The organism is Providencia sp. PROV189 (genome assembly GCF_028480065.1).
Taxonomy (GTDB): domain Bacteria; phylum Pseudomonadota; class Gammaproteobacteria; order Enterobacterales; family Enterobacteriaceae; genus Providencia; species Providencia stuartii.
In genome coordinates this window covers 136,495-162,785 of record NZ_JAMPOG010000010.1, presented here as the reverse complement: position 1 = coordinate 162,785, position 26,291 = coordinate 136,495, and the positions used below count along the sequence as shown (strand labels likewise).

The following is a 26,291-nucleotide window of genomic DNA, read 5'->3' as shown; positions in this document are numbered from 1 at the left end:
TGCCATCCCTATTTTTTTAGCTATTTGTGCTGTGCAGGGAGTAAAAAAGTTTCAATTTACGTCAATCTAGTGGTGAAGCGTTCAAGCATAGGCGCAATGCGAATTAGATTTGAAATAGGCGCTGGATGTATGTTTTTTGAACGAACGAACAATTTGTTATTATTCCATTGATAAACAAGGGATATTCGGGGGTTATAAAAAATAAAAAGCCTTTTTATACAATATGTTGAAAATTAATTTGTATCAAAAATACACAGATAAAATTATGTGATCTACTTTACCCTTTTGCTGCAAGGTGTTAAATTGATCACGTTTCCGACAATTCATTTGAAAAAAATTTTAAATATATTTCTATCTGTTGGGTGCTGGGTTTTACCCAGATTTGTTGTTAAGTTCATTCAGCCAGGCGTATCCCTTGTATCTCTATATTGAAACTTTAAAGCAGAGACTTGATGCGATAAACCAACTTCGGTTAGATCGCGCGACAGCGTCAATGGATGAAACCTTTTGTAAGGTTTACAGCCTGCTGCCTGTCTTGTTTCATTATCATCACCCTATGATACCGGGTTATATCGAAGGGAATGTCCCTTATGGCGTTTGCTTCTTCACCCCCGACAATGACCAAAAACTTTGGTTATCCCAATTTGGCAAGTATCTTCCCAACGCAGAAAAAGCGAATGGTGAATTACCGATAACGGGAATTTACTCGATGGGTAGCACCTCCTCAGTCGGTCAAAGCCAATGCTCCGATATTGATATCTGGGTCTGCCATCCCTCATGGTTAGATAACGAAGAGAAACGCCTACTACAAAAAAAATGTACCTTAATCGAGCAGTGGGCAGCTTCTTTAGGCATTGATGTGACAGTCTTCTTAATCGATGAAAACCGTTTTCGCCATCATGCTAGCGGGCATATCGGTGGGGAAGATTGTGGTTCAACACAACATATTTTATTGCTGGATGAATTTTACCGCACCGCAGTACGTATGGCAGGTAAAAGATTGTTATGGACTATGGTGCCGGTTGAAGAAGAGCATCATTACGATGAATATGTTATGGCGCTTTATGCACAAGGTGTATTGACGCCAAATGAATGGCTCGATCTCGGTGGGTTAGGGGAGTTGTCAGCGGCCGAATATTTCGGGGCTAGCTTATGGCAATTATATAAGAGTGTCGATTCCCCTTATAAAGCCGTCTTAAAAAGTTTACTTCTTGAGTCTTATTCGTGGGATTACCCAAAAGGTAAGTTATTGGCATTAGAATTTAAACGTCATCTTCATGCGGGTGAGATAGTTTGTTACGGTCTAGACTCGTATTGTTTGATGTTAGAACGTGTCACCCGTTATTTAATTGAAATAAATGATACCACCCGTCTTGATTTAATCCGCCGCTGTTTCTACCTCAAAGTCTGTGAAAAATTATCTAAAGATACAGAAAATGAATGCTCTGGCTGGCGACGCGATGTGCTATCTCAGTTAGTTGAATCATGGGGATGGGGTGCTGAACGCTTAGCGATGTTAGATTCGCGTAGTCAATGGAAAATTGAACGAGTTCGTGAAGCACACAATGAATTGCTCGATACGATGATGCAAAGCTATCGTAATTTAATCCGTTTTGCGCGTCGTAATAATTTAAGCGTCAGTGCTAGCCCACAAGATATTGGCGTATTGACGCGTAAGTTATACGCAGCGTTTGAAGCGCTACCGGGTAAAGTGACGTTAGTGAACCCACAAATATCACCGGATCTTAGTGAGCAACACCTCACATTTATTTATGTTCCGCCGGGTCGTGCGAATCGTAGTGGTTGGTACTTATATAACCAAGCTCCGTATATTGAAACCATTATTGGTCATCAGCCGCTCGAATATAACCGTTATTTAAATAAACTCGTCGCATGGGCTTATTTTAATGGGTTATTGACCGAAAATACTCAGGTGTATATGCATCATGGGCAATCTCAGTGTGATGAGAAGAAATTATTGGAATTGATGCATGACGTATCAGGGCACTTCCCGATACGCCTACCAGCACCGACGCCCAAAGCATTATATAGCCCCTGTGAAATTCGCCATTTGGCTATCATTGTCAATTTAGAGCAAGACCCCACCCAAGTTTATTCGAATCAAGTTGTGCATTTTGATTTTAGAAAATTAGATGTCTTTAGCTTTGGTCAAGAGCAGCGTTGTCTTATCGGCAGTATTGATTTGCTGTATCGCAACTCATGGAATGAGGTGAGAACGCTTCACTTTAGTGGCGAGCAGTGCATGTTAGAAGCACTTAAAACCATTTTAGGTAAGATGCACCAAGATGCCGCGCCACCAGACGCTGTAGAGGTGTTCTGCTACAGTGAGCATTTGCGTGGGCTAGTCAGAACGCGTGTGCAGCAATTAGTGTCAGAGTGTATTGATTTGCGTTTATCAAGTAACCGTAATGATCCGGGGCGTTTCAAAGCCCTGCGCATTGCCGGACAGACATGGGGCTTGTTCTTTGAACGCTTAAACGTCTCTGTTCAGAAGCTCGAAAATGCGGTGGAGTTTTATGGTGCTATTTCGCATAACAAACTCCATGGTTGGCCAGTAAAACTCAATGCGAAAGAGAACAACCATTTACCAGCGGTTGTCGATGGTTATGCAAGTGAAGGGATCGTACAGTTTTTCTTTGAGAATACAGCGGATAACACAGGGTTTAATATTTATGTGTTGGATGAAGCCAACCGTGTTGAGATCTACTCACATTGTGAAGGCTCTAAAGAAGAGTTGGTGCGTGATGTGAGCCGCTTCTACTCCTCATCTCATGATCGCTTCACATACGGTGCAAACTTTATTAATTTTAACTTGCCACAGTTTTATCAAATCGTAAACCATCAAGGCAAAAGCCAAGTTATCCCCTTTTCGGGAGGCTCTTGGCCCTTCGATATCGAAAAAGATGAGATGACACACTCAGAGCATTTTGAGTCATCACCTCATCATCGCGCACACTACTATTAATGAGCCTTTAAAATGCGAAAGGTTCACCACTTTGTGTAGCAATCGCCTGTGCAAGCATATCTGTAAAACGTTGGCCTGAACGGTCGCATACCCAGTCGTTATCTTTATAATCGTAGTGATAGCCCCCCTGTTTCGTGGCGAGCCAAATTTGGTGGAAAGGTTCTTGTCGGTTGATGATGATTTTGCTGCCATCTTCAAAACTGAGCGTCATTACGCCACCATTTGTTTCACAATCGATATCCGCATCGCTGTCATAATTATCCAAATGCTCTTCGATTGAAGCCATCATTTGGTCGGCAAGTTGGTGAAATTCACTATCATTCACGGTTAGTTCCCTATTTGTTTAAATCATTCGCTAGTGGAAATTATAGGTGTGAACATCAATGGGGGTCAATTGACGGTAGAAATGTACCGGTACCCTCTGATTTTCCATGATGGCAGTTAAAACATTTGTTGGTGGCTCCCCTTTTAAGCATTATGCTATTGTGGATGGGGAACAAAATCACGACTCAATTGATGAACAATAGTGATTTGCAAAGGCAGCCCTGTTAATCTGTTACCTTATTCAGACGTCACAAGTTAGTTTTACAGGCGAAATATAATGAAAAAAAGTTTAGTTGGACTCTCTGCGCTTATTATTTTGTTCACTCTTTCTGGTTGTGGCTTAAAAGGCCCTCTTTATTTCCCACCAGAAGATAAGGCGACATCATCACAATCATCTGATGAAACACAAAATAGCACAGCGGCAGATTCGCGAGTGTCGACCTCAAACCAACAATAAGCTGCTGCGATGGAGCGGAATATGCAATTTTCTAAAATGCATGGCTTAGGTAATGACTTCATGGTTGTTGATGGTGTCACTCAGAATGTTTACTTTTCTCCTGAGTTGATTAGCCGTCTTGCTGATAGACATACTGGGGTTGGTTTTGACCAATTACTGTTAGTTGAGGCGCCTTATGATCCTGATTTAGACTTCCATTACCGCATTTTTAATGCAGATGGCAGTGAAGTCGCACAATGTGGGAATGGCGCCCGCTGTTTTGCTCGTTTTGTGCGTTTGAAAGGGCTAACAAATAAACAAAAGATTAAGGTCAGTACCCAATCTGGACGTATGGTATTGACAATCAATGAAAATGACGATGTTTGCGTGAACATGGGAGAGCCGGAGTTTGAGCCTCAGAAAGTACCGTTTCGCGCCATCAAAGCGGAAAAGACCTATATTATTCGCGCTTTAGAACGTACAGTGTTATGTGGTGTTGTTTCAATGGGCAATCCCCATTGTGTGATCCAAGTTGAAAGCGTCAAAACGGCGGAAGTGGAAATTTTAGGCCCTGTATTGGAGAGCCATGAACGTTTCCCTGAGCGAACCAATGTTGGTTTTATGGAAATCGTCAGTGCTCACCATATCCGTTTGCGGGTGTTTGAACGTGGTGCCGGCGAAACACAAGCCTGTGGCAGTGGTGCATGTGCGGCGGTCGCGATTGGCATTCAGCAAGGGTTACTGGCTAATCAGGTAAAAGTTGATTTACCGGGTGGTTCACTCGACATAAGTTGGAATGGTCCAGGCACTCCGTTATATATGACAGGCCCTGCCAGTCATGTTTATGATGGTGTGATCCAGCTCTAAGCTTTATTCAATTATCAAGAGGTTATAATGGATAAACCGGAAGTAGCACTAGACAGCCCTTATCAAATTGATGATAGCCAAGTGGTGCGTTACTTACAGGAACAGCCAGATTTCTTTATCCGTAATGCCTCGCTTATTGAACAGCTTACAATCCCACATGCTATTCAGGGAGCCATTTCGCTCCCTGAAGCCGTCATGAACCGTCAACGTTTGAAAATCAAACAACTCGAACAAGATATCTGTTTCATGGTTGAACAGGCTCATGAAAACGGTCAACTATTTGATGAATTGCTGTATTTAGTGATTGAGATGTCAATGGCGCAGAGCCTGAGTGACATGTTAAACAGCTTGAATCGCTGGGCGAAAAAATTAGGTCTATCCGGGGCGTCTGTGCGTCTATTTAGTGATTGCTGGCGGCTATCTGCTCCGCTTGATGCCCAAGCACTTGTCGTGTCTCGACGTGCATTTGAGTCGATTCGTATTCAGCGTTTCGGTGATAAGACCCACTATTTAGGTCATTTAAACGGCCCTGAAATACAACTTTTACTGCCTGATGCCATGAATGTGGCGTCAGTGGCTATCTCACTATTTGGTCATCATGGGGAGTCTGGCATGGTGATATTCACGAGTCGCGACCGAGATCACTATCAACAGGGTATGGGAACGGTTATGTTAGAGAAAGTGGCTCAAATTCTACCGAGGTTACTTTGCCGATGGATAGAGCGCCTATAACCCCCCAGCCACAAGGGCTGATGAACCAAGTCGAAGCATTTTTACGTTATTTACAAATTGAGCGTAGGCTCAGCCCTGTCACTATCACCAATTATCGCCGTCAACTCACGGTGGTGGTAGAGATGCTGAATGAAATGAACGTCAGCGAATGGCGGCAATTAGATGCCACGAAAGCGCGCAACGTGGCAGCAAAAAGTCGTCGTAAAGGCTTACAAGCTGCCAGTATGGCATTACGTTTATCGGCATTGCGGAGTTTCTGTGATTGGATGGTGCAACAAGATAAGCTTTCTGCAAATCCAGTGACTGCCGTCCATGCACCAAAGGCCAAAAAACGTTTACCCAAAAATATGGATGTGGATGAAGTTTCAAAGTTGCTGAGCATGGAAAGCGGCGACCCGCTGGTGGTCCGTGATAGGACAATGTTAGAAGTGATGTATGGTGCGGGGTTACGTTTATCTGAATTGGTTGGGTTAGATGTTCGTCATTTAGACCTCGCGATGGGTGAGGTTAGAGTGATGGGGAAAGGGAGTAAAGAGCGTAAGATCCCATTAGGCAAAACCGCAGTGAGCTGGTTAAAGCGTTGGTTAGAAATGCGAGAGCTGTACGAGCCGGAAGATGGTGCCGTTTTTATCTCCACAAAGAGTGGTAAACGCATATCTAACCGTAATGTTCAAAAGCGCTTTGAGCAATGGGGGATCAAACAAGGGGTTAATAGCCACATTAACCCTCATAAATTGCGTCACTCATTTGCAACACATATCCTTGAATCAAGTGGTAATTTACGCGGTGTGCAAGAGTTGCTCGGTCATGCAAATTTATCGACGACACAAATCTACACACACCTAGATTTCCAGCATCTGGCTAATGTTTATGATGTGGCTCATCCCAGAGCAAAAAGGGAGAAACCTTAATGCATTTTTACCGTCCGTTATCACCTATTCAGGCCATTACGTTTGACTTAGATGATACATTGTATGACAACCATCCGGTCATTGATAAAACGGAAGAAGAAGTGTTACGTTTTGTCCGTGAATATGATGCGCAGTTTAATCATTTTACCCATGATGACTTATACACTTTTCGCAATATTGTGGCGAAGCAAGAGCCTGATATTTGCCATGACATCACGCGTTGGCGTTGGTTATCATCGAAAATGATGTTTTGCCACTATGGGTACAGCCGTGAAGACGCGCAAAAAGGGGCGGATGACCTCATGGCTCATTTTACTTATTGGCGTAATCAAATCGATGTTCCTGAATCCACTCACCAAACACTCACTCAGTTAGCCAAAAAATTGCCATTGGTAGCAATTACTAACGGTAATGCAGAGCCTGATGCGTGTGGATTAGGGCAATATTTTCAGTTTGTATTAAAAGCTGGCCCGGATGGGCGCTCGAAACCCTATTGTGATATGTATCGGTTAGCCGCTCAAAAGTTAGCACTGGAGCCTCATGCCATTTTGCATGTTGGCGATAATTTGCTGACTGATGTCGAAGGTGCGATCCGCAGTGGTATGCAAGCTTGTTGGATCAATGTCGACAATAAGACGCTGATGGAAGAAAAAGATGTCCGCTTATTGCCGCATGTTGAAATTTCTCAGTTGGCTTCTCTATTGTCACTGGTATAATCATTTTTCTGTATAAAAATACAGTGGTCATCGCCACTGTTCTGCTTTGATGGTAATTATGGACGTTTCTTATCTGCTCGAAGGCCTTAACGACAAACAGCGTGAAGCGGTTGCTGCACCACGCACTAACTTATTAGTACTTGCGGGAGCGGGTAGTGGTAAAACGCGTGTGTTAGTACATCGGATTGCTTGGTTAATGGCGGTTGAGCATGCATCGCCATTTTCGATTATGGCGGTGACCTTTACCAACAAAGCGGCGGCAGAAATGCGCCACCGTATTAATCAATTGATTGGCTCAAGTGAAGGTGGCATGTGGATAGGAACGTTCCATGGTTTAGCACATCGCCTTCTACGCCAACATTATCTGGATGCTGGCCTACCACAAGATTTTCAAATTTTAGATAGTGATGACCAGTATCGGTTAATTCGCCGTTTGCTAAAAGCGATGAACCTTGATGAAAAGCAGTGGCCACCCCGTCAGGGCATGTGGTATATCAACGGCAAAAAAGATGAGGGGCTACGGCCTCAACATATTGAGTGCTATGGTAATCCGGTTGAAAGCACTTGGCTGAAAGTATATCAAGCCTATCAAGAAGCTTGTGATCGTGCGGGGCTAGTGGATTTTGCTGAGCTCCTGTTACGCGCCCATGAACTGTGGCTGAACAAACCTCATGTGCTACAACATTATCGCGAACGCTTCACCAATATTTTAGTCGACGAATTCCAAGATACTAACAGTATCCAATATGCGTGGATCCGAGTGTTAGCGGGTGACACGGGTAAAGTGATGATCGTCGGCGATGATGATCAGTCCATTTATGGCTGGCGTGGTGCACAAGTGGAAAATATTCAGCGTTTTTTGAATGATTTTCCCGGTGCCGAAACTATCCGTCTTGAGCAAAATTATCGTTCGACGAATAATATTCTGAAAGCCGCTAATGCATTGATCGCACATAATAGTGATCGATTAGGGAAAAATTTATGGACGGAAGGCGGTGATGGCGAGCCAATCTCTCTCTATTGTGCTTTCAATGAATTAGATGAAGCACGTTATATTGTCAGTCGTATTAAACAGTGGCAAGAAAATGGGGGAGCTTTGCAAGATTGTGCCATGCTATACCGTAGTAATGCTCAGTCGCGTGTACTGGAAGAAGCCCTTATTCAAAGCGCGATGCCATATCGTATATATGGTGGTCAGCGTTTCTTCGAACGCCAAGAAATCAAAGATGCCCTCTCTTATTTAAGGCTTATTGCTAACCGCAATGATGATGCGTCGTTTGAACGAGTCGTGAATACACCGACGCGGGGCATTGGTGAGCGGACGCTGGATACGGTACGGCAAACCGCGCGTGATCAACAACTGACACTCTGGGAAAGTTGTGAATATTTATTGCGTGAGCAAGTCCTCGGTGGGCGAGCGGCGGCAGCGATTGAACGTTTCTTGGAATTAGTGGATGCACTTGCGAAAGAAACGCAAGAGATGCCACTGCATGTACAAACGGATAGAGTGATCAATGACTCTGGCTTACGTGCAATGTATGAGCAAGAAAAAGGGGAAAAAGCACAAGCGCGTATCGAAAACTTGGAAGAGTTAGTCAACGCAACGCGCGACTTTAGCTATCAAGATGAAGATCAGGATCTGATGCCATTGCAGGCTTTCTTATCTCACGCAGCGCTCGAATCGGGAGATGGGCAAGCGGATATTCATCAAGATGCAGTCCAACTGATGACGCTTCACTCGGCTAAAGGTTTGGAATTCCCGAATGTATTTATCGTGGGCATGGAAGAAGGAATGTTCCCAAGCCAAATGTCGATGGATGAAAGTGGGCGTTTGGAAGAAGAGCGGCGTTTGGCTTATGTGGGGATCACTCGAGCTATGCAAAAGTTGACGATAACTTATGCAGAAAGCCGCCGTTTATATGGGAAAGAGGTCTATCACCGTCCGTCACGTTTTATTGCGGAATTACCGACGGAATGTGTTGAAGAAGTGCGTTTACGTGCAACCGTATCACGCCCTGTTAATCACCAACGCCTTGGCACACCCGTTACTCGAAATGATTCAGGGTATGCGTTGGGGCAACGTGTTCGCCATCCGAAATTTGGTGAAGGCACAATTATTAACTTGGAAGGCAGTGGTGAGCATTGTCGATTGCAAATTGCTTTTCAAGGGCAAGGGATCAAATGGCTGGTTGCATCGTATGCACGGTTAGAAAATTTATAGTTTATTGATAAATGCCAATTCTAATTTCGCTATTAGAATTGGCATTTTTATAGTTTTCACTTTTATTATAAACGAATTAATTAATAGCTTTATGTGGTTTTAATTAACGTATATAAAATTAAAATTTGTTTTGTTCTCCTCTCAGTTATATATTTTTAACGCTCCGCATTGCTATCAGTTAGCACGTTTATTTAAAACTAAGGGAAAATAAAATGGATTTTGTAAATAGAGATGATATAACTAATTATAAAAATAAGTTTAATGCAATAAAAAAGGATTATGATCAATTTATCGGTGATAATCAATCTGTGTTAAGAGTATTAAAAACAGAAATAAATCACCTAACTACGAGCCCATATGTAGCGCAATATAAAAGAAACCAACAACTAATACAATGGATTAATAGCGCTATTTATCATATTGAAAAAGCCAATAAAATAATATTAAAACAGTTATCCAATCACCGCTCATCACTACGTGCTTTTGAACGGGGTAAACAGCCTTTCCCTGGGGCCTTTAGTCATGGCGTGATCAAATTTGATCTCGAGTTTCCTGAGTCGGTAATGAGTGAATTACGCTTTACGGCACGTCATGCAATCGGGAGAACAATGGATAGATTCACTGAATTGGATAAACGCGTTTCCTCGTTAAGCAGCAACAGTCCATCACCATTAGAGAAGACGCCAGTAAATAGCCCGTTCTTAGAGAGCGTACAGGTTGCACTAAAGGTGACGACATTGGATTACCTTGATGCTTATAGAAGGCAAACCAAATTGTGTGATAAGGCGCTTTTAGATATTAAACATGTTTTTAAGGGGGTGAATTCAAAAATTAACAAAATAGAAGCGCTATCGCGTAAATTAACAGCATGGTCTGCGAGAGGCGCATCAAAACAGACGGGTTTAAATAAAGAGTTACTTCTCTCTGTAGGTAATGCAACGAAAATTGCGATTCAGACACAGAAAAATAATATCGAAATACTCAATAATCACTATAGTAACGTTATAAATGCGCTTAATATAAGCCGTGATGACAATGCGTATTTAACAATGGATCCTACCGAGCTACAAAACTATATTGATAGTCTAAATGAGTTAAAAGATAATAATTATATTTCGAATAAATTAAATGAACTCAAAGAGACTAATGTTGCCATCCATGATTTTATGGATAATGCAACTAAGGCTTATATTAAGAAGTTTCATCGAGAAGTGAATTCGGTGTACTCGTTATTAAAAGCTCAGCAAGAGCAGTTAGCAAATATTAGCGAACAATATTTATCTTCCCGTATTGCACTGCTTACCGCCTATCGCGATGACCAGAAAATGGTGGAGTCAAAACTTATTTCATCGTCCTCTCAACTATTGAGTGAGCAAATCTCAAGTTTTGAAAAAGCCCCAGAAGCTGTGAGTTGTTTTACGTATGCAACGAAGGACAATAGAGAGGGTGCATCAGCCGCACTAAAATTTTGTATGGGGAAAACCGCATTTTGTGGGCATGGAACGTGTTGATGGTTGAGGCCTTAGCGTTCGACTAGGGCGTAAAATAGATTAATTGTCATTGGTTTCATTAGGGCGTGCTCATCCTAGTGGTGAGCACTCTTGGGGTTTGTTTGTAATATCGTTGTTTTTCAAATGGTTCACTAATTTAAAATCGTTATCTTGTGGTAGGTTACTTTGATTCGAGAGTTTAATCTTTAAGATTTAAGTTTTTAATTTTAAATTTTCCACACAGTGAAGTATAAAATCATACCGAATAACCTTTCTAATATTTATCATGTCATTGAATAATCTAATTGATTCTCTTTCTACACAGGGTTGGTATGTGTGGGATGATTTTTTGAACCTGTCAGAAATAGAGGCTATTAAGGGCTGTATTCCTGATAATCTGCATGATGCGCGCATAGGTAACGGTGAGTCACTGCATGGCAATAAAGCCATTCGCGGTGATCAGACAATTTGGCTAGAGTCTGAAATGGGCGAGCCTATCGCCAGTTATATGGCGAAGATGGATGAAATCCGCCAAGCGCTAAATCGCTCGTGCTATATGGGATTGCGTGATTTTGAAACCCATTTTTGCCGTTATCCTAATGGGGCATTTTATAAAAAACATGTGGATAATTTCCAAGGGCAAGGGCGGCGTAAGGTGACGACTGTGCTTTATATGAACGAAGCATGGAAATCTGGGGATGGGGGTGAATTGGTCGTGTATGATCAGCAGGATAATAAGCTATTTCAGCTTGACCCTTTAGCCGGTCGGATGATTGTATTTATGTCTGAAGAGTTCCCTCATGAAGTGTTACCTACCCAACAAAAGCGTGAAAGTATTGCCGGATGGTTTTTGACGGAAAAAATACTTTAAGCTTTATCTATCCAATGAATGCCACCTCCTTACGGAGGTGGGCTGTAAATGAATTAATTAATTTGTTTAAATGCTTGTCCAGAAAAGATAATGTTCGCATTTCCTCTTTCTATTTGATAATGCGCATTATGTCGTTGTTTATTTAATGCCGATGCTTGCTGATCTTGGTATTCATTTAAGCGCCAATAAATAAGCTGCTTAGCTAATTTTTTATTGGCATGCTGACTACGCTCAGATTGCACTTTGACACTGATCCCTGTTGCAAGATGTTTTGCTCTTACCGCGGAGCAGGTTTTATTAACATGCTGCCCGCCAGGACCTTGAGCTTTTATAAATTCAAACTCGATATCACTCTCTTCAATGGTTTGAATCGGCGAAAAGCGGATCACATTAATAAACCAATTTTTCCGTTTATGTTTTGGCCTTAAGGGGCTTTGACACTGCCACTGTATTGTCCCAGACCATAACTGAGCTAGCTCCTCAGCACCATGCCCTTCTAAAGCGACCAAAGCAGATTTTAAGCCATGTTTTGATGCAACCGTTTCGAGCGTATTGACCATGACTTCACGTTTTTTAGCCTCAATAAAAAAGCAAGCCAGTGCTTTTTCAACAGCGATACAGCACTCCTCGGGGCCTTGTGCAGAAGAAAATTGTAATAACATTATGCACACTCCCCACTGGTTTTGTAGGTGAGTAAGGGGCGTAAACGTGCGATAACCTCAATTAACCCTGCTCCCACCATACTTTCAATCACGGTTTCAATCGACTTATAGGATTGTGGAGCTTCCTCATAGATCAATTGTTTATTAGCACAGATGACTCGGCTACCTAATGCAGTACGCGATAGCTGCAATGGAGTATAGCGGTGAGACAACCGCCCCTTACACTCAGTACGCATCCATTTGCGGCCAGCACCGTGAGCCAGTGAATTTAAGCTCACCTCACTTGCATGAGGCAGAACTAAATAACTGAAATCGCCACGTGACCCAGGAATAATGACCATGCCTTTGTCAGAAGGGGTTGCTCCCTTGCGATGGAGCCAACCTTGTATGCCGTTAATCGTGCAAGGTTCAACCAAGTTATGATTAACATCAAGGGCCATTTCCCCCTTTGCCTTGACCTGCTGCAACATGCGTAAGCCAATTAATTGGCGGTTTAGTTCGGCAAAAGATAATGCATGTTGGTGAGCTTCTAAATAGGCTTTCGCGTCATTTGAATGCTCTTCAAGGCCATTATGGCTATGATTTTCAACATGTTGACGTAATATGGATTGCCCTAATCCTCGGGATCCACTGTGCACAAGCAGTAATGCACACTTTTTATTTAAACCGCTTTGTGCAATCGACTCATCGTTAAATATTTTGTCGATGATTTGAAATTCAGCAAAGTGATTACCGCCGCCAATCGAGCCGAGTGAGGACATAAAATGATGGGATTGCATTTCATGAGGAACATGCTCATCGAGCCATTCTAAGGGGGCGCTATCCGGCATTGTGGATAACTGTTTTTCAAACTTATCCAAGTTTAACTTCGTGGTCTTGATATCGGTCTGAAATAAACTCATTCCACAGCCAATATCATTACCGACCAATGCAGGATAGAAACGTTGTGTTGAGAAAAATGCCGCACCAATTGGGTAACCACGACCAGGATGTAGATCTGGCATGCCTACCACGGAAACCATATTAGGGAGCGCTGCGGTTGTTTGTAACTGTTGGATTGCTTTACTTTCAATCCAAGTATTTTCTGTCGCGATATAACTGACGTGTTCGCTGACAGAATGAATAATATTGCCCATAAGTCATTAACTCATTTTTAAGGAAAAAATAAGGTGATTTAGCAGGCAAGAACTGGAGAGATAGAGAGACTATTTCTGAGTACGCCCGCAAAGAGTGTGATGAATTGTCGTCATGATGTTCCTCCTTGCAGTGTGTGAGATGGTAAAAAACGAGCGGATAATAACGACAGGGATGGGGGATTGCAAGCGGTTTTCACAAGAGTGTTGCTGATTAAGAATTGTTTACGCTTTGTAGAACGGCTTACAGAAAGACGGTAAGCCGTTTAATTATTGGGCTGAAATATCAAGTTACTGCGCGATATGGACGGTCTTACCGCCAATAATCGTACGTAATACCTTCACATTTTCAATATCATCAGCTGGGATCTGAAATACGTTACGATCGAGCACGATCATGTCTGCAAATTTACCCACTTCAAGTGATCCAATCACATCTTCTCTGTGTTGAGCATAGGCAGAGTCAATCGTGGCTGAACGAAGGACTTCAATGACCGTCATATCACGGTCATTATCCAAGCGAGGGGCTGGTTTACCATTGATATCACGTCCACGGCGAGTGGCTGCGACTTTTAAATCATACCATTCGTCAAAATCATCAATCGGCCAGTCACTACCAAAGGCGACCACAGCACCCGCATCGATAAACTTCGCGATAGGCTCTAATTGTTCAAAACGCTCTTCACCGAGCATGTTACGCTCAAAAGCGGCCAATTCAGGGGTTGGCGCAGCCCACTGGAATGAAAGACAAGCGATCGTTTTGAGGCGTGCAAATCGCTCATAATCTTTTGGATGAACCAATTCATTGTGAGCAAGGCCTGGGCGAATATCTTTTTCTGGATGGGCTGCACGCATTTTTTCGATGGCATCAAGCACAATAGAAACGGCACCTTCACCGACTGTATGTAGATGTGGGTCATAACCTGCCGCCGCAATCTTTTCCATCAATTCATCAAGAATTTCAGCAGTAAAATACAAATCGCCATAGTTATCTGTTTCAACCCAGTTTGGAGCTTCATCGGTGCCGATATTGATGCGATAAGGCTGTAACAGTGAAGCCGTCATTGTTGGGAACTGCATCACACCATCGACAAACATTTTGATATTTCGCAGGCCGATCCCCGGCGCTGGCGTCCAATCAGCTTGGTGCCATTTTTTAGCGAAAGCGACAGCTTTATCGACAGCGGCTGCAACTGAGGCGACATCCGGAGTTTCATCTGGCGTGATCTCGCGGGCAGCTTGAAAGCGAACGGTCAGCTCTTCGCGACGTTGTAGTTCAGCAAAGGCTTCTAATTGCTGCTCAGAAACACGGGCATCCATTACGGTGGTTACACCTTGCTGGTTTAACACTTTTTGTACCAGTTCAGCAACTTCAATGGCTTGGTCATCGCGAATTGATGGGATGCTGTCTGCTGCACGCATCGCCGGTGCATCTTCTAAAATCCCATTTAGTTCGCCGTTAGCATGTTTACCAATTTTACCATCGGGTGGCTCAGGGGTGTCTTTGGTAATACCAAACAATGCTAAAGCACGGCTATTTGCTAGCAGTGTATGGCAGTCATTGGAAAACAGCACCACAGGGCGATTGGTTTTCAGTTTGTCCATGTCCTCGCGGTACATATCAATACCTGCCGGTAGCATACCTTGGCGTAGCCAAGCTGTGACTTTTAGCCAATCATTTTCCCCGGTACGCGGGTCTTTATCTAAATGATCTTGGACACGTTGTAGTATCTGCTCAATCGTTAGCGACTCGTAGTTGAGGTGGCAGCCAAATAGCTGGATCCCACCCCAAAATGGGTGCATATGGCCATCGATGATGCCGGGCATCATCATTTTGCCTTCTAAATCGATACTCTCAGTTTCCGGCCCAACGTATTGGTGTAATTCCTCTGAAGTACCACTTGCGATAATGTAGCCATCTTGTACGGCAATGGCATCTACAACACTGTTTTGCTTGTCTGCGGTGTAGATATAACCGTTGAAATAAATGACATCTGCAACTTTATTATTCATTTCTAACCAGTCTTTATCAGGGCCCTATCGGTATGGGCAGGAACAAAAATAATGGGGAAATTATGCATCCCCATTATTATCATACGTGTACTAAAGTATAGGTACTAATTGATGATCATATTGGTCTCATCGTCCGAAATTGCGGGTGGACGACGTCTGAAACCATGTGTGAGCAATGTGAGATAAAATGCACCAGCCGCTAGCCAGCACAGGCCCACAGTAAAGGCCTCTTTATCTAGGCTTGTCCATAACCATAGGGTGAGTATGACACCAATCGACGGCATAATCAGGCAAGTGATAAATTTTTTACCATCAAGCGCTTCTTTGCGATCGATATAGAAGTGTTTAATCACGGACAAGTTCACAAAGGTAAATGCAATCAGTGCACCGAAGCTAATCATTGAAGCTACCATGCTGAGCGAAAGCACCAGCGAAAGCAGTGATGCGATGGCAACAAAAATGATTGAATACACAGGGGTATTCAGTTTGGGATGCAGGTACGCAAAAACTGAGCGTGGCAAGACTCCATCACGCCCCATCGCATAGAAAATACGCACAATGCTGGCTTGTGATGTCATAGCAGAGGCAAAGACACCAATGACATAAGCGGTAATAAAGCTAGATGCCATCATTGCGCCGCCGACTTTTTCCATGACCGCGAGGCTAGCAATATCGGTATTTGGAATAAAGTCTTGCCATAATGGATAACTCAAATGGGCGCTGTAAGAGATGATGATAAACAGCGCACCCGCAATAAAGACGGTATAAATAATCGCTTTTGGTAATGTGCTACGCGCATCTTTTGTTTCTTCTGCCATGGTTGAAATGGCATCGAAACCTAAGAAGGCCAAACATAGCACGGCAGCACCCGCGAATAATCCAGGCATTTGATCTGCCGTTAGCGTAATCGGTGCGAGTAGTGCGTCTGTATCTAGCACAAAATTAGTCTTAAAGCTCAAGAACAAGAATACGGCGATAAAGACAATTTGCATGCTAATAATCAGCATATTCATTGAAGAGACGAGTTTGATCCCTAAAATATTCATGATGCTGACAACGGCAATCGTGGTGCAGATAATGACTGGCATTGGAATATTAGGGAAAGCTTCATGCACGAAGATCCCAATCGCAATATAGTTAATAATCGGCAAAAATAAATAATCGAGTAATTGCGCCCAACCGACTAGGAAACCCAATGTTCCGCCAAATGTTTTTTGCACATAAGAGTATGCAGAACCCGAAAGAGGTAGCGCACTCGTCATACGGCAATAGCTCATGGCAGTAAAGAGAACGGCAGCCAATGTCACAAGATAAGCGATAGGCAAATGGCCTTCACTTAATACTGTCACTTGTCCATAGGTAGTGAAAATTCCGAGTGGCACCATATAAGCCAGCCCAAAGAAAATGAGCGCAGGCGTGGTCAGTACACGTTTCATTTGAACGGTATTCTGTTGCATTTTTAAGCCCTTCCCAAAAGCCCTTAACAACTATCAACTCTTTCTGAATACACAGGCGGAGTGAACCTAAAATGCAGCCATATAAACTGACTACACTATTGTATTTAAAAAATTTTTTAGAGCGGACCTGTATTCAATTTCAGAAAACCTCGCACCAGGACATAAATAAATTACATGTCATCGTGCGCACTTTAATGAAACGTCAGTGATGAATCGGACCATCACCATCCGCTGGGGTGAATACAAGCGGCGTACAATATAGAGTCGATGTTCCTTTAACGCAATGATTAATTATTAAAAAATAAAAAATGACTTTTTTTCAAAGAGTTGGTTTTAATTTAGAGATAAACCGGAATTTAATTTTAGATAAATTTAATAATAGCCTGTTTTAAGCGTAACGCAACCCTATTGGATTTTCATTCAACACTTTGATTTTATGGGTTTTTCTTTTGTGCGTAAAAGTGGGTTCTACTGAAAGGTGAGTGTTTTATATTGTCGAGAGTTATGGCTTATTTTAATAATAAATGGGCTTTTTTTAATATATTTAGGTTGAGTTAACATTTAGATAAACGTGATGAATTAGCATATTGTCTATTATGCTTAAAATAAATTAACTCATTCAGTTCCATAAAATGAAACACTGACCTTTTATTCATAAATAAATAAAGGTCAGTGTTTTGGGCTTTGCCTTTATATAGGCAATTTACAGGAATTACTTTCTTAACCTTTGTTGTGTGTAAAGTGCATCCAAGGTAAATAAAATTAATGCGACCCAAATAAAGCCAAATGTCACGAGTAGCTCTGATGTCATTTTTTCGCCGTAGATAAATACCGCGAGTAAAAACATAATAGTTGGCCCTAAATATTGGAAAAAGCCCAGTGTCGACAAGCGAAGGTGGTTAGCTGCTTCAGTAAATAGCAACAATGGCACGGTTGTGATAACACCAGCAAGGATTAATAACACATTTAAGTGCCAATCATTCATTGCCATGTTGCTGGTTGGGCTATCGGCAAAGAACAGCAAGAAAATAACGCCCACTGGGAGTAACCACAGGGTTTCAAATGTCATTCCCGTTTGGGCATCAACTCCAAGTTTTTTCCGTAATAAACCGTAGGTTGCAAAAGTCACGGCGAGGCTAAGTCCGATAACCGGAACGGAGCCAAATTGCCATAACTGAATAAGAACACCCGTTAAGGCTAAAATAACCGCGACCCACTGCATGCGGCGAAAGCGCTCTTGCAGAAATAGCATTCCAAATAAAACGTTCACCAGAGGGTTAATAAAGTAGCCTAGGCTAGCTTGCAACATATATCCATGGTTAACGGCCCAAATATAAATTAGCCAGTTGGAAGCGATAGTCACCGCGGTGACGCCTAATATAAGGATTTTTTTAGGCTGCTTTAACACTTGGCGCATATAGCTCCAGTGTTTTGTTGCAGTTAATAAAACCAACATAAAGAAAAATGACCAGATAATACGATGAGTCAGTATCTCTTCTGCCGGCACCTCTTGGATGGTTTTAAAATAAATAGGTGCGACGCCCCAAATTAAATAAGCGCCCAAGGCACATAACACGCCTTTGATGGTATTTTGTTGGCTCATTATTGGCTCTGAATTTGAATAAACGGCTAAAAGTAAGTCGATTGAGATATCGAGCCTTAGAAAATATCGGCTCGATTTATGACCTTATTAATGTGACATTGCTCGAGTTTTTTTACAAGTTATTAGTTGAGTAAGTAACTAATTTTTTACTTTCTCGTTTCATCCAATGAGATAAGTGGCCGTGGCTGTTGCGATATGCTGATTACGTTCGTTATGTAGTTCGCAACGCGTCACTGCAATTTTATTGCCATCGCGTAATAAACTGGCGCTTGCAGTAAACACTTCACCTCGACCAGGACGTAAATAATCAACTCGTAGATCAATGGTGCCCATTTTTGACATTTTATCGACAATATCTTGATGCACTAATGGTGTGATCCGTTGGAGAATACGGTTAATACATACCATGCCACCAGCGACATCTAATATTGATGCAATGACACCACCGTGAAGAATGTTTTGTGTAAAATTACCAATCAATTCTGGACGATTCTTAATTGTTAGTTGGACAAAATCATCATTTATCTGAGCCAATTGTATTCCCAAAAGCTGATTAAAAGGCATTTTATAGATAAACGCATCACTCATGAGCTTACTCGCTTCTTCTAATGTATAAGTACGGTCATTCATCTTATTCATCCTTTAAAAAATATGTGAATAATAAGTTATCACTATGTATAAAATATGTCTCTATGAAATGAACGAATAATCTTTCAGCAGTTGTCAGATTTTGTGTGTAAAATGAGATAAACTTTTTTGGGATTTTTTCAGAATAGGAATAACAGAATGCGCGTTTTTCACAAATTAGTTGGTACTGTGCTCTGTTTTTGGTCTGTATCATTATTCGCCGCAGAAAATACAGATACATTAACTTCCGTAGATACAACAGAGAAAACGCCAATTAGAGGCAGCATTATTTCTGGGTTATTACAAAATTACGAGAGTCCTTTTGTACTTTACCCTTATGAATCCAATTACATTATTTATACCTATACCTCATCGATGAATAAAGAGGCGATAAAAAGCTATGATTGGGGTAAAGATGCATTGCGCGATGAAGTAAAGTTTCAGATTAGTCTAGGTTTCCCTTTATGGCGCGGGATTGCGGGGGAAAACTCCGTATTAGCGGCGTCATATACTCAGCGTTCTTGGTGGCAATTAAGTAATAAAAAAGAGTCTTCACCATTTCGCGAAACCAATTATGAACCTCAGCTATTTATTGGTTGGGCAACAGATTATCAATGGGGAGGTTGGACATTACGAGAGCTGGAAACAGGCTTTAACCACGAGTCGAACGGTCGCTCAGAGCCAACCTCTCGCAGCTGGAACCGCATTTATGCGCGGGCCATGGCACAAAATGGCAATTGGCAAGTTGATTTAAAACCGTGGTATCGCATTCATGAGAGTGAAGGCAGCGATGATAATAAAGATATCACCAAATACATGGGCTACTATCGACTAAAAGTGGGTTATGCTCTAGGTGATAGTGTGATTACCGCGACAGGGCGTTACAACTGGAACAGTGGTTATGGTGCCGCGGAATTGGGTTGGAGCTATCCCATTACCAAACATGTGCGATTATATACCCAGTTGTTTAGTGGCTATGGCGAATCGATGATTGATTATGATTACCGACAAACACGTTTTGGTATCGGTGTGATGCTAAATGATATGCTTTAGTCATTAGCGCTTATTTGCTAGCATACTGCAACTCTATTTCAAGTGATACCTTGAAAAACACCGAGTGCTAACCCGCTATTTAGATGCTGCTCTATTGAGCAGCTATCAGTTTGTCATTTGAGGATCCGCGTGTCTACAGCTGAAGTGATCTCCCAGTTTTCACTGGCTGAAAGTATACTCAATAATACTTTTGGTTATCAGTCTTTCCGCCCTGGGCAGGAAGCTGTTATTCGTGCCATACTCGATAACCGCGATTGTTTGGTGCTTATGCCAACTGGGGGCGGTAAATCGCTATGTTATCAAGTTCCTGCTTTGGTTAAAGAGGGGGTAACGCTGGTGGTATCGCCTTTGATCTCCCTAATGAAAGATCAGGTCGACCAATTACGCCTTCATGGTATCAAAGCAGCTTGTTTAAACTCCTCTCAAACCGCTCAAGAGCAGCGAGACGTGATGGCCTTATGCGCCCAAGGCGCCATCAAGTTGCTGTATGTTGCGCCCGAAAGGTTATTAACTGACTATTTTCTTAGCCAGCTGAGTAGTTGGAATATCAGTTTATTGGCGGTGGATGAAGCACACTGTGTTTCGCAATGGGGGCATGATTTTCGTCCTGAGTATCGCGCCATTGGTCAGTTACGGCAGCACTTCCCTGATGTTCCTATCATGGCATTAACGGCAACAGCAGATGAAACGACACGAGCCGATATCGTACGTTTATTGGCCTTACATGACCCTTTGATACAAATCAGCAGTTTTGATAGACCCAATATCCGCTATACCTTAGTCGAAAAATATAAACCGCTTGATCAGCTTTGGTTCTTTATCAAAGCACAAAAAGGTAAAGCGGGTATTGTCTATTGCAATAGCCGTAGCAAAGTGGAAGAAACGGCAGAGCGTCTGCAAAAACGTGGGTTAAGCGTTGCAGCTTATCATGCAGGGTTAGATAACCAACAACGAGAGTGGGTACAAGATGCTTTTTTAAAAGATAACCTACAAATTGTTGTGGCAACGGTGGCTTTTGGTATGGGGATCAACAAGTCCAATGTACGCTTTGTGGCGCATTTTGATATCCCTCGCAATATCGAAGCTTATTATCAAGAAACAGGGCGAGCAGGTCGCGATGGGGTTGAAGCGGAAGCCGTACTATTTTATGACCCTGCGGATATGGCATGGCTACGCCGCTGTCTTGAAGAGAAACCCGCTGGCTTGCAGCAGGATATTGAGCGCCATAAGTTGAATGCGATAGCTGCATTTGCGGAGGCTCAAACTTGCCGCCGATTAGTGCTGCTCAATTATTTTGGTGAAAATAGGCAAGCGCCGTGTGGCAATTGTGATATCTGTTTAGACCCGCCAAAACAGTATGATGGGCTAGTGGATGCCCAAAAAGCGCTATCTTGTATTTACCGTGTTGGTCAGCGTTTTGGTATTGGTTATATTGTTGAGGTCTTGCGCGGGGCAAACAATCAGCGCATCCGCGAACTAGGTCATGATAAATTACCGGTATATGGCATCGGTAAAGATCAATCCCATGAGCATTGGGTCAGCGTTATCCGCCAGTTGATCCATCTTGGGATGATCACACAAAATATTACGCATTTTTCAGCGTTGCAATTAACGGAAGCGGCTCGGCCGATATTACGCGGCGAATCCGCTTTGCAACTTGCTGTTCCTCGTGTTTTGGTGGCAAAAAGCCGTAATCAGCAAAGCAAAGTTTATCGAGGAAACTATGATAAGAAGTTATTTGCTAAGTTGCGCAAATTGCGTAAATCTATAGCAGACGAAGAGAATATTCCTCCATTCGTTGTGTTTAATGATGCAACCCTGATTGAGATGGCTGAGCATTGTCCGGCTTCCCCTTCAGAATTGTTGTTAATTAATGGTGTGGGGGAGAAAAAGCTTGAACGCTTTGGTGATGCTTTTATGACATTGATTAGGGACCATCTTGAAGGTTACGAATGACGAAAGGATATACATATGACCCCAGAAAAGCTGAAAGAAAATTGGTTAAACCGAGAAACTCAATTTTCTGCATTTGCTAACGGTCCACTTTTAGACTTTTGGTTGCGCAGAGAAGAAGCTGAATTTCTAGGGGTCGATGATGTTCCTATTCGCTATGTTCGTTTTACCCATTCCCTAAATAATAAAGCCGTTGTTATCTCCCCTGGTCGTAGCGAAAGCTATATGAAATACCCAGAAGTTGCCTATGACTTCTATCACCTCGGTTTCGATGTCTTTATTATTGACCATCGAGGGCAGGGGCGCTCCGGACGTATGTTGGATGATCCACAAAAAGGCCACGTTGAAAAGTTTACTGACTATATTGATGATTTTGCAAAGTTTGTTGAACTTGAAGTGCAATGTCGGCATTATCTCAAATGTTATGCATTAGCCCACTCAATGGGGAGTGCGATCCTCGGCGGCTATTTATTACGGGATAATGTCACCTTTGATGCAGCGGCGTTTTGCGCCCCTATGATTGGGATTAATTTACCGATCCCACACTGGTTAGCGAGCTTTATTGTTGATCGGGCGGAGCTACACCGCAGTGTGCGTAATGACTATGCGATTTCAACGGGGAAATGGCAGCCGTTGCCTTATTTGATCAATGTGTTGACTCACAGTCAGGAACGTTACCGGCGTTATCTCCGCTATTATGCGGATTATCCCGAATTGCGGCTAGGTGGCCCTACCTATCATTGGTTAAAAGAAAGTTTTGCAATTGGCGATGAGCTAATTGCCCGGGCGGGAGAAATTGATGTACCACTGTTGGTGTTAGAAGCAAGTGAAGATAAAGTGGTCAGCAATCGAGAGCTACAGGCTTTTTGTCAAAGTCGGCAAAAAGCACAGACAGGAAGAGAAGAAAAATTACCCCTCGTGATTGAAGGGGCACACCACGAAATCCTGTTTGAAGTGGATGCATTAAGAGCGATGGCGCTTAATGCTATCTGTGATTTTTTTGAGCAGTATTAGCTAGGAATGATTTATGAAATATCCTGTTGTTGCTTCTGATTTGGACGGTACTCTTTTATCTCCTAATCATGATTTAACCGCTTTCACCAAGGAAACACTGAAACAATTAGTAGAAACACAAGATATCCATTTTGTGTTTGCGACGGGTCGTCACCATGTGGATGTTGCACAAATTAGAGATGGTTTAGGTATTGATGCCTATATGATCACGTCGAATGGTGCACGGGTACACAATACAAAAGGTGAATTGATTTTTAAGCATAATGTTGATCCTGAAATTGCTCATGAGTTGTGCTTGATGGAGTTTGATCACCCTGATTTGGTGACCAACTATTACGGGGGAGATGACTGGTTTATTAACCGTGAAAGCCCCGAACAGAAAGAGTTCTTTAAAGAATCGGTATTTCAGTACACGCTATTTGATCGCCATAACTTTGATACTTCAGATGTTTGTAAAGTCTATTACACCAGTGAAGATCACGATATGTTGGTAGATTTACAAAATCGCATCCGTGAACGTTGGCAAGATCGTGTTAATGTAACTTTTTCACTACGTAGTTGCTTAGAGGTCATGGCTGGTGTGGTTTCTAAAGGGGAAGCCCTGCAACAAGTTGCGGCACTTCAAGGTTATCAAGTGCATGACTGTATCGCCTTTGGTGATGGTATGAACGATAAAGAAATGCTGACCTTGTCAGGGAAAGGTTGCATTATGGAAAATGCTCACCAGATGCTTAAAGATGAATTACCTCAACTTGAGGTCATTGGCTCTAATGCCGATGATGCGGTAGCGCGTTATTTAAGAAAGCTCTATTTAGCATAATGTAAAAATTAAATGTTATCCGAAAATAGAGGTCGATAAAACGACCTCTATTTTATTATCGCAAATCTATTCATTCACCTACTGCTTAGCTATTTAAATATTAAATAAAAACAGCGTTTATATGTTAAATATAAATTTTAACTCTAAATTAAGTTAGTTTAAGCTATGCTATTAATATTAAAATAATATTGTTTATCTAGGCTTGAAAATAGAGGGAATGTGTATGGATATCGACGTCAGAGTGGAAAAACTCCTAGAAAAAATAAGTCTCGCCCATCGTTCAATAAAGCTGTATGAAGAGAGGGTATTGCAGTTAAATCAATCAGCTAAAATGAGTTTTAACTCAATAGATAATGAGGTTAACGAAGGTGATTTTCAATTTATTTTCAGTATTTTAAATAATCTAAAATCTGATTTGGAAAATAACAAGGAATTATTTGGATTGATTTTAGAAAAACAAATAATATATAAAAATATACTCGATGAAATTAGCGCAATTAATGTTGGTTCAGCATTATATCAAGCCACTCAATTTGATAATGATATTGAAATGCTAAATAGCTTTATAGTATCACAGGAATTTTTCGATAAAGTTAACGATGAATTAAGCCGCATTAGTCATTCTTATTATGGTTCATACCGTCAAATTATTGAGGAAATGCAGCAGTTAATTGAAGTGAGAGGTTATCTTCAATATGACCTACAAGGGATTAATAGTGACCTTGAGCCGATTAAAGAAACATTAGATGTATTTCGGTTAACTGGGGAGCTGCCTCGAGACATTGTGTTATACCGGAGAATACAAGAGAGAGCCGATGAGTTATTGCTATCAAGCCATATTAGTGCGCTCCCTCCAGCAGAAAGCGAAATACCAGTATTTCGAGACAACTCTCTCGATGCTTTTTTACCCAATCAATTGTGCCATGCTAAACCGTAAGCGTGTGTCTTACCATAACGAAAGTAAGGTGTTGCCGACACCTTACTTGGATCAGGAAATATCTCATTTTATACAACAAACTTAAAAAAAGATGCTGAATTTGCAATAAAGTCAATTTTCCTATTCTTTCTGTATGCAAGTGGCATTAAACTATCAACGAGTCGGCAGTGTGTTTAGGCTATAGCTTAGCAGCAGTTTGCCGATAATAATGGATCACACTGTTTTCGCAGTCGGTAATTTGCACTGTTGAGGGTTGTTTAGGATGAAAAAAATTGCGTTAGCGCTATTGTTGGGCTCTGTTTGCTATAGTTCATTATTACTGGCTACTCCCCCGATAAAATCGGCACCTTCACAACAGACAATAGAGCAAATTACGCAATTAGCACAAAAAGGTGATCCAACCGCACAATATCTTCTCGGTCAACGCTATTTTAAAGGTAATGGCGTTTCTCAAGATTCTAAAGTCGCTGCCGAATGGTTTATCAAGGCGGGTGATCAAGGCAATGCAGACGCTCAATTCCAATTAGGAACAATGTATGTGAACGGCTTTGGCGTTCGCCGAGACTACGATAAAGCGATGCTTTGGTATCAACAAGCGGCTAAACAGAATGATACACGGGCAGAAACCAATATGGCGATGATGTATGCTCAAGGCCTTGGTGTCGCTCAAGATCTCGAAAAGGCAGCTTATTGGTTCAGAAAGGCCGCTCAAGGGGGCAACGTGATTGCCCAATTCCATATTGGCCAAATGTATTCTATCGGCAGTGGTGTTGATCTCGATAATGAAAAAGCGGTGTTTTGGTTCCGCAAAGCTGCGAAGCAGCGCGATGCAAAAGCACAAGATCGTTTAGGGGTCATGTACTCTGAAGGGAAAGGTGTAAAGAAAAACCTTCAGCAATCTTATGCTTGGCTAACCACCGCGGTGTATAGCGGTAATAAAGAGAGCCATCGGCTGCAAAGTAAAGTCGCAGAGCAATTAAGCGAAAGCGAATTAAAGCAAGCGCAAAAATTAGCAGAGAACTATATTCAATCCTATGGATTTAAAGCAGGTTGAATGATCTGATCATTCGTGGGATATGATCCGATATCCCACCATAATGATCACGGATAATACAAGATAGGCCCAGCTCATACGGTAAAAACGGTTATATCCCCATCCCCGACGCACATCCAACTGTAGTTGCTTATTTGATACTTTACTCACCAAAATACGAAACGCCACAATATATAACAGGGTCAGCACTTGCCATAAATACAGGATGTTGACTGCAAATGATTTACCTACCACCAGTAAGATGATGAGTGGAATAAGAAAAAACAGAATGGAGCCGATCTTCTCAAGTTGAGAGACTCGCAATAAAGTCAGTTCATCTTGTGGTTCAATGGGCGCTTTCATTTTTCTACCTTAATCATCGATTGAGTATTAAGGTCAACGGCTTGATGGCCGCTGACCTTGAATATCGCC

General features: G+C 42.1%; 23 protein-coding genes. 15 read left to right on the top strand and 8 right to left on the bottom strand.

The genetic code is table 11. The features are described from left to right. The first annotated feature begins 415 nt into the window (after nt 1–415). On the top strand, nt 416–2,986 hold the full coding sequence (locus tag PR833_RS08775; RefSeq protein WP_272526032.1) for a class I adenylate cyclase: 2,571 nt from the start codon (nt 416–418) through the stop codon (nt 2,984–2,986). Nucleotides 2,987–2,993: 7 nt separating this feature from the next. Here PR833_RS08775 and cyaY read toward each other — a convergent pair whose 3' ends face one another. Beyond that, entirely contained in the window at nt 2,994–3,311 is a 318-nt protein-coding gene (cyaY, locus tag PR833_RS08770; RefSeq protein ID WP_053110823.1) for an iron donor protein CyaY, read from the bottom strand. 276 nt (nt 3,312–3,587) lie between these two features. Here cyaY and lptM point away from each other — a divergent pair, with 276 nt between their 5' ends. The 8 genes from lptM to PR833_RS08730 all read left to right on the top strand — a co-directional run bounded on the left by lptM (nt 3,588) and on the right by PR833_RS08730 (nt 11,554). Beyond that, nucleotides 3,588–3,767, top strand: coding sequence for an LPS translocon maturation chaperone LptM (gene lptM, locus PR833_RS08765; RefSeq protein ID WP_004915541.1), 180 nt, complete (start codon nt 3,588–3,590; stop codon nt 3,765–3,767). Between the two features lie 21 nt (nt 3,768–3,788). Further along, nucleotides 3,789–4,613: a diaminopimelate epimerase gene (gene dapF, locus PR833_RS08760; protein WP_014657285.1), complete on the top strand. Its 825-nt coding sequence runs from the start codon at nt 3,789–3,791 to the stop codon at nt 4,611–4,613. Between the two features lie 27 nt (nt 4,614–4,640). Then, entirely contained in the window at nt 4,641–5,345 is a 705-nt protein-coding gene (locus PR833_RS08755; protein WP_004915546.1) for a DUF484 domain-containing protein, read from the top strand. Continuing rightward, nucleotides 5,327–6,256, top strand: coding sequence for a tyrosine recombinase XerC (gene xerC / locus PR833_RS08750; RefSeq protein ID WP_014657286.1), 930 nt, complete (start codon nt 5,327–5,329; stop codon nt 6,254–6,256). The genes PR833_RS08755 and xerC overlap by 19 nt, the downstream gene beginning before the upstream one ends. Continuing rightward, nucleotides 6,256–6,972, top strand: coding sequence for a 5-amino-6-(5-phospho-D-ribitylamino)uracil phosphatase YigB (yigB, locus tag PR833_RS08745; protein WP_004915551.1), 717 nt, complete (start codon nt 6,256–6,258; stop codon nt 6,970–6,972). Before xerC ends, yigB begins: the two co-directional genes overlap by 1 nt. 49 nt (nt 6,973–7,021) lie before the next feature. Next, complete coding sequence (uvrD, locus tag PR833_RS08740; protein WP_004915554.1) at nt 7,022–9,193, top strand: DNA helicase II; 2,172 nt, start codon at nt 7,022–7,024, stop codon at nt 9,191–9,193. 212 nt (nt 9,194–9,405) lie between these two features. Beyond that, the gene (locus PR833_RS08735) at nt 9,406–10,704 is read left to right on the top strand and encodes a hypothetical protein (protein WP_040132551.1); all 1,299 of its coding nucleotides are present in this window, start codon (nt 9,406–9,408) and stop codon (nt 10,702–10,704) included. 265 nt (nt 10,705–10,969) lie between these two features. Further along, nucleotides 10,970–11,554: a 2OG-Fe(II) oxygenase gene (locus PR833_RS08730; protein ID WP_004915561.1), complete on the top strand. Its 585-nt coding sequence runs from the start codon at nt 10,970–10,972 to the stop codon at nt 11,552–11,554. Nucleotides 11,555–11,607: 53 nt separating this feature from the next. Here the strand turns inward: PR833_RS08730 and prfH are convergent, their stop codons facing one another. From prfH to PR833_RS08700, 6 genes are all read right to left on the bottom strand, one after another. Next, a complete protein-coding gene (prfH, locus tag PR833_RS08725; protein ID WP_395756072.1) occupies nt 11,608–12,219 on the bottom strand; it encodes a peptide chain release factor H in 612 nt (203 codons plus the stop codon). After that, on the bottom strand, nt 12,216–13,352 hold the full coding sequence (locus tag PR833_RS08720; protein WP_272526031.1) for an RNA ligase RtcB family protein: 1,137 nt from the start codon (nt 13,350–13,352) through the stop codon (nt 12,216–12,218). Before PR833_RS08720 ends, prfH begins: the two co-directional genes overlap by 4 nt. A gap of 288 nt (nt 13,353–13,640) precedes the next feature. Next, entirely contained in the window at nt 13,641–15,362 is a 1,722-nt protein-coding gene (locus PR833_RS08715; RefSeq protein WP_060561490.1) for an amidohydrolase, read from the bottom strand. A 104-nt stretch (nt 15,363–15,466) separates the two neighbouring features. Continuing rightward, the gene (locus tag PR833_RS08710; RefSeq protein WP_004915576.1) at nt 15,467–16,819 is read right to left on the bottom strand and encodes an APC family permease; all 1,353 of its coding nucleotides are present in this window, start codon (nt 16,817–16,819) and stop codon (nt 15,467–15,469) included. A 712-nt stretch (nt 16,820–17,531) separates the two neighbouring features. Then, nucleotides 17,532–18,422, bottom strand: coding sequence for an EamA family transporter RarD (gene rarD / locus PR833_RS08705; protein ID WP_004915578.1), 891 nt, complete (start codon nt 18,420–18,422; stop codon nt 17,532–17,534). Nucleotides 18,423–18,581: 159 nt separating this feature from the next. Next, nucleotides 18,582–19,052 (bottom strand): thioesterase family protein, encoded by a 471-nt coding sequence (locus PR833_RS08700; RefSeq protein WP_014657293.1) that lies wholly within the window; start codon nt 19,050–19,052, stop codon nt 18,582–18,584. Between the two features lie 186 nt (nt 19,053–19,238). Here PR833_RS08700 and pldA point away from each other — a divergent pair, with 186 nt between their 5' ends. The 6 genes from pldA (at nt 19,239) to PR833_RS08670 (ending at nt 25,880) form a co-directional block, all read left to right on the top strand. Then, the gene (pldA, locus tag PR833_RS08695; RefSeq protein WP_376738356.1) at nt 19,239–20,102 is read left to right on the top strand and encodes a phospholipase A; all 864 of its coding nucleotides are present in this window, start codon (nt 19,239–19,241) and stop codon (nt 20,100–20,102) included. Between the two features lie 129 nt (nt 20,103–20,231). Next, nucleotides 20,232–22,058, top strand: coding sequence for an ATP-dependent DNA helicase RecQ (recQ, locus tag PR833_RS08690; RefSeq protein WP_004915592.1), 1,827 nt, complete (start codon nt 20,232–20,234; stop codon nt 22,056–22,058). A 15-nt stretch (nt 22,059–22,073) separates the two neighbouring features. Beyond that, nucleotides 22,074–23,069: a lysophospholipase L2 gene (gene pldB / locus PR833_RS08685; protein WP_004915594.1), complete on the top strand. Its 996-nt coding sequence runs from the start codon at nt 22,074–22,076 to the stop codon at nt 23,067–23,069. A gap of 13 nt (nt 23,070–23,082) precedes the next feature. Continuing rightward, the gene (gene yigL / locus PR833_RS08680) at nt 23,083–23,889 is read left to right on the top strand and encodes a sugar/pyridoxal phosphate phosphatase YigL (RefSeq protein ID WP_004915597.1); all 807 of its coding nucleotides are present in this window, start codon (nt 23,083–23,085) and stop codon (nt 23,887–23,889) included. 223 nt (nt 23,890–24,112) lie between these two features. Then, complete coding sequence (locus tag PR833_RS08675; RefSeq protein WP_053110818.1) at nt 24,113–24,826, top strand: hypothetical protein; 714 nt, start codon at nt 24,113–24,115, stop codon at nt 24,824–24,826. A gap of 262 nt (nt 24,827–25,088) precedes the next feature. Continuing rightward, nucleotides 25,089–25,880, top strand: a complete 792-nt coding sequence (locus PR833_RS08670) for a tetratricopeptide repeat protein (protein ID WP_004915601.1) — start codon at nt 25,089–25,091, stop codon at nt 25,878–25,880. Nucleotides 25,881–25,889: 9 nt separating this feature from the next. Here the strand turns inward: PR833_RS08670 and PR833_RS08665 are convergent, their stop codons facing one another. After that, nucleotides 25,890–26,222: a hypothetical protein gene (locus PR833_RS08665; RefSeq protein WP_004915603.1), complete on the bottom strand. Its 333-nt coding sequence runs from the start codon at nt 26,220–26,222 to the stop codon at nt 25,890–25,892. Nucleotides 26,223–26,291: the final 69 nt, after the last annotated feature.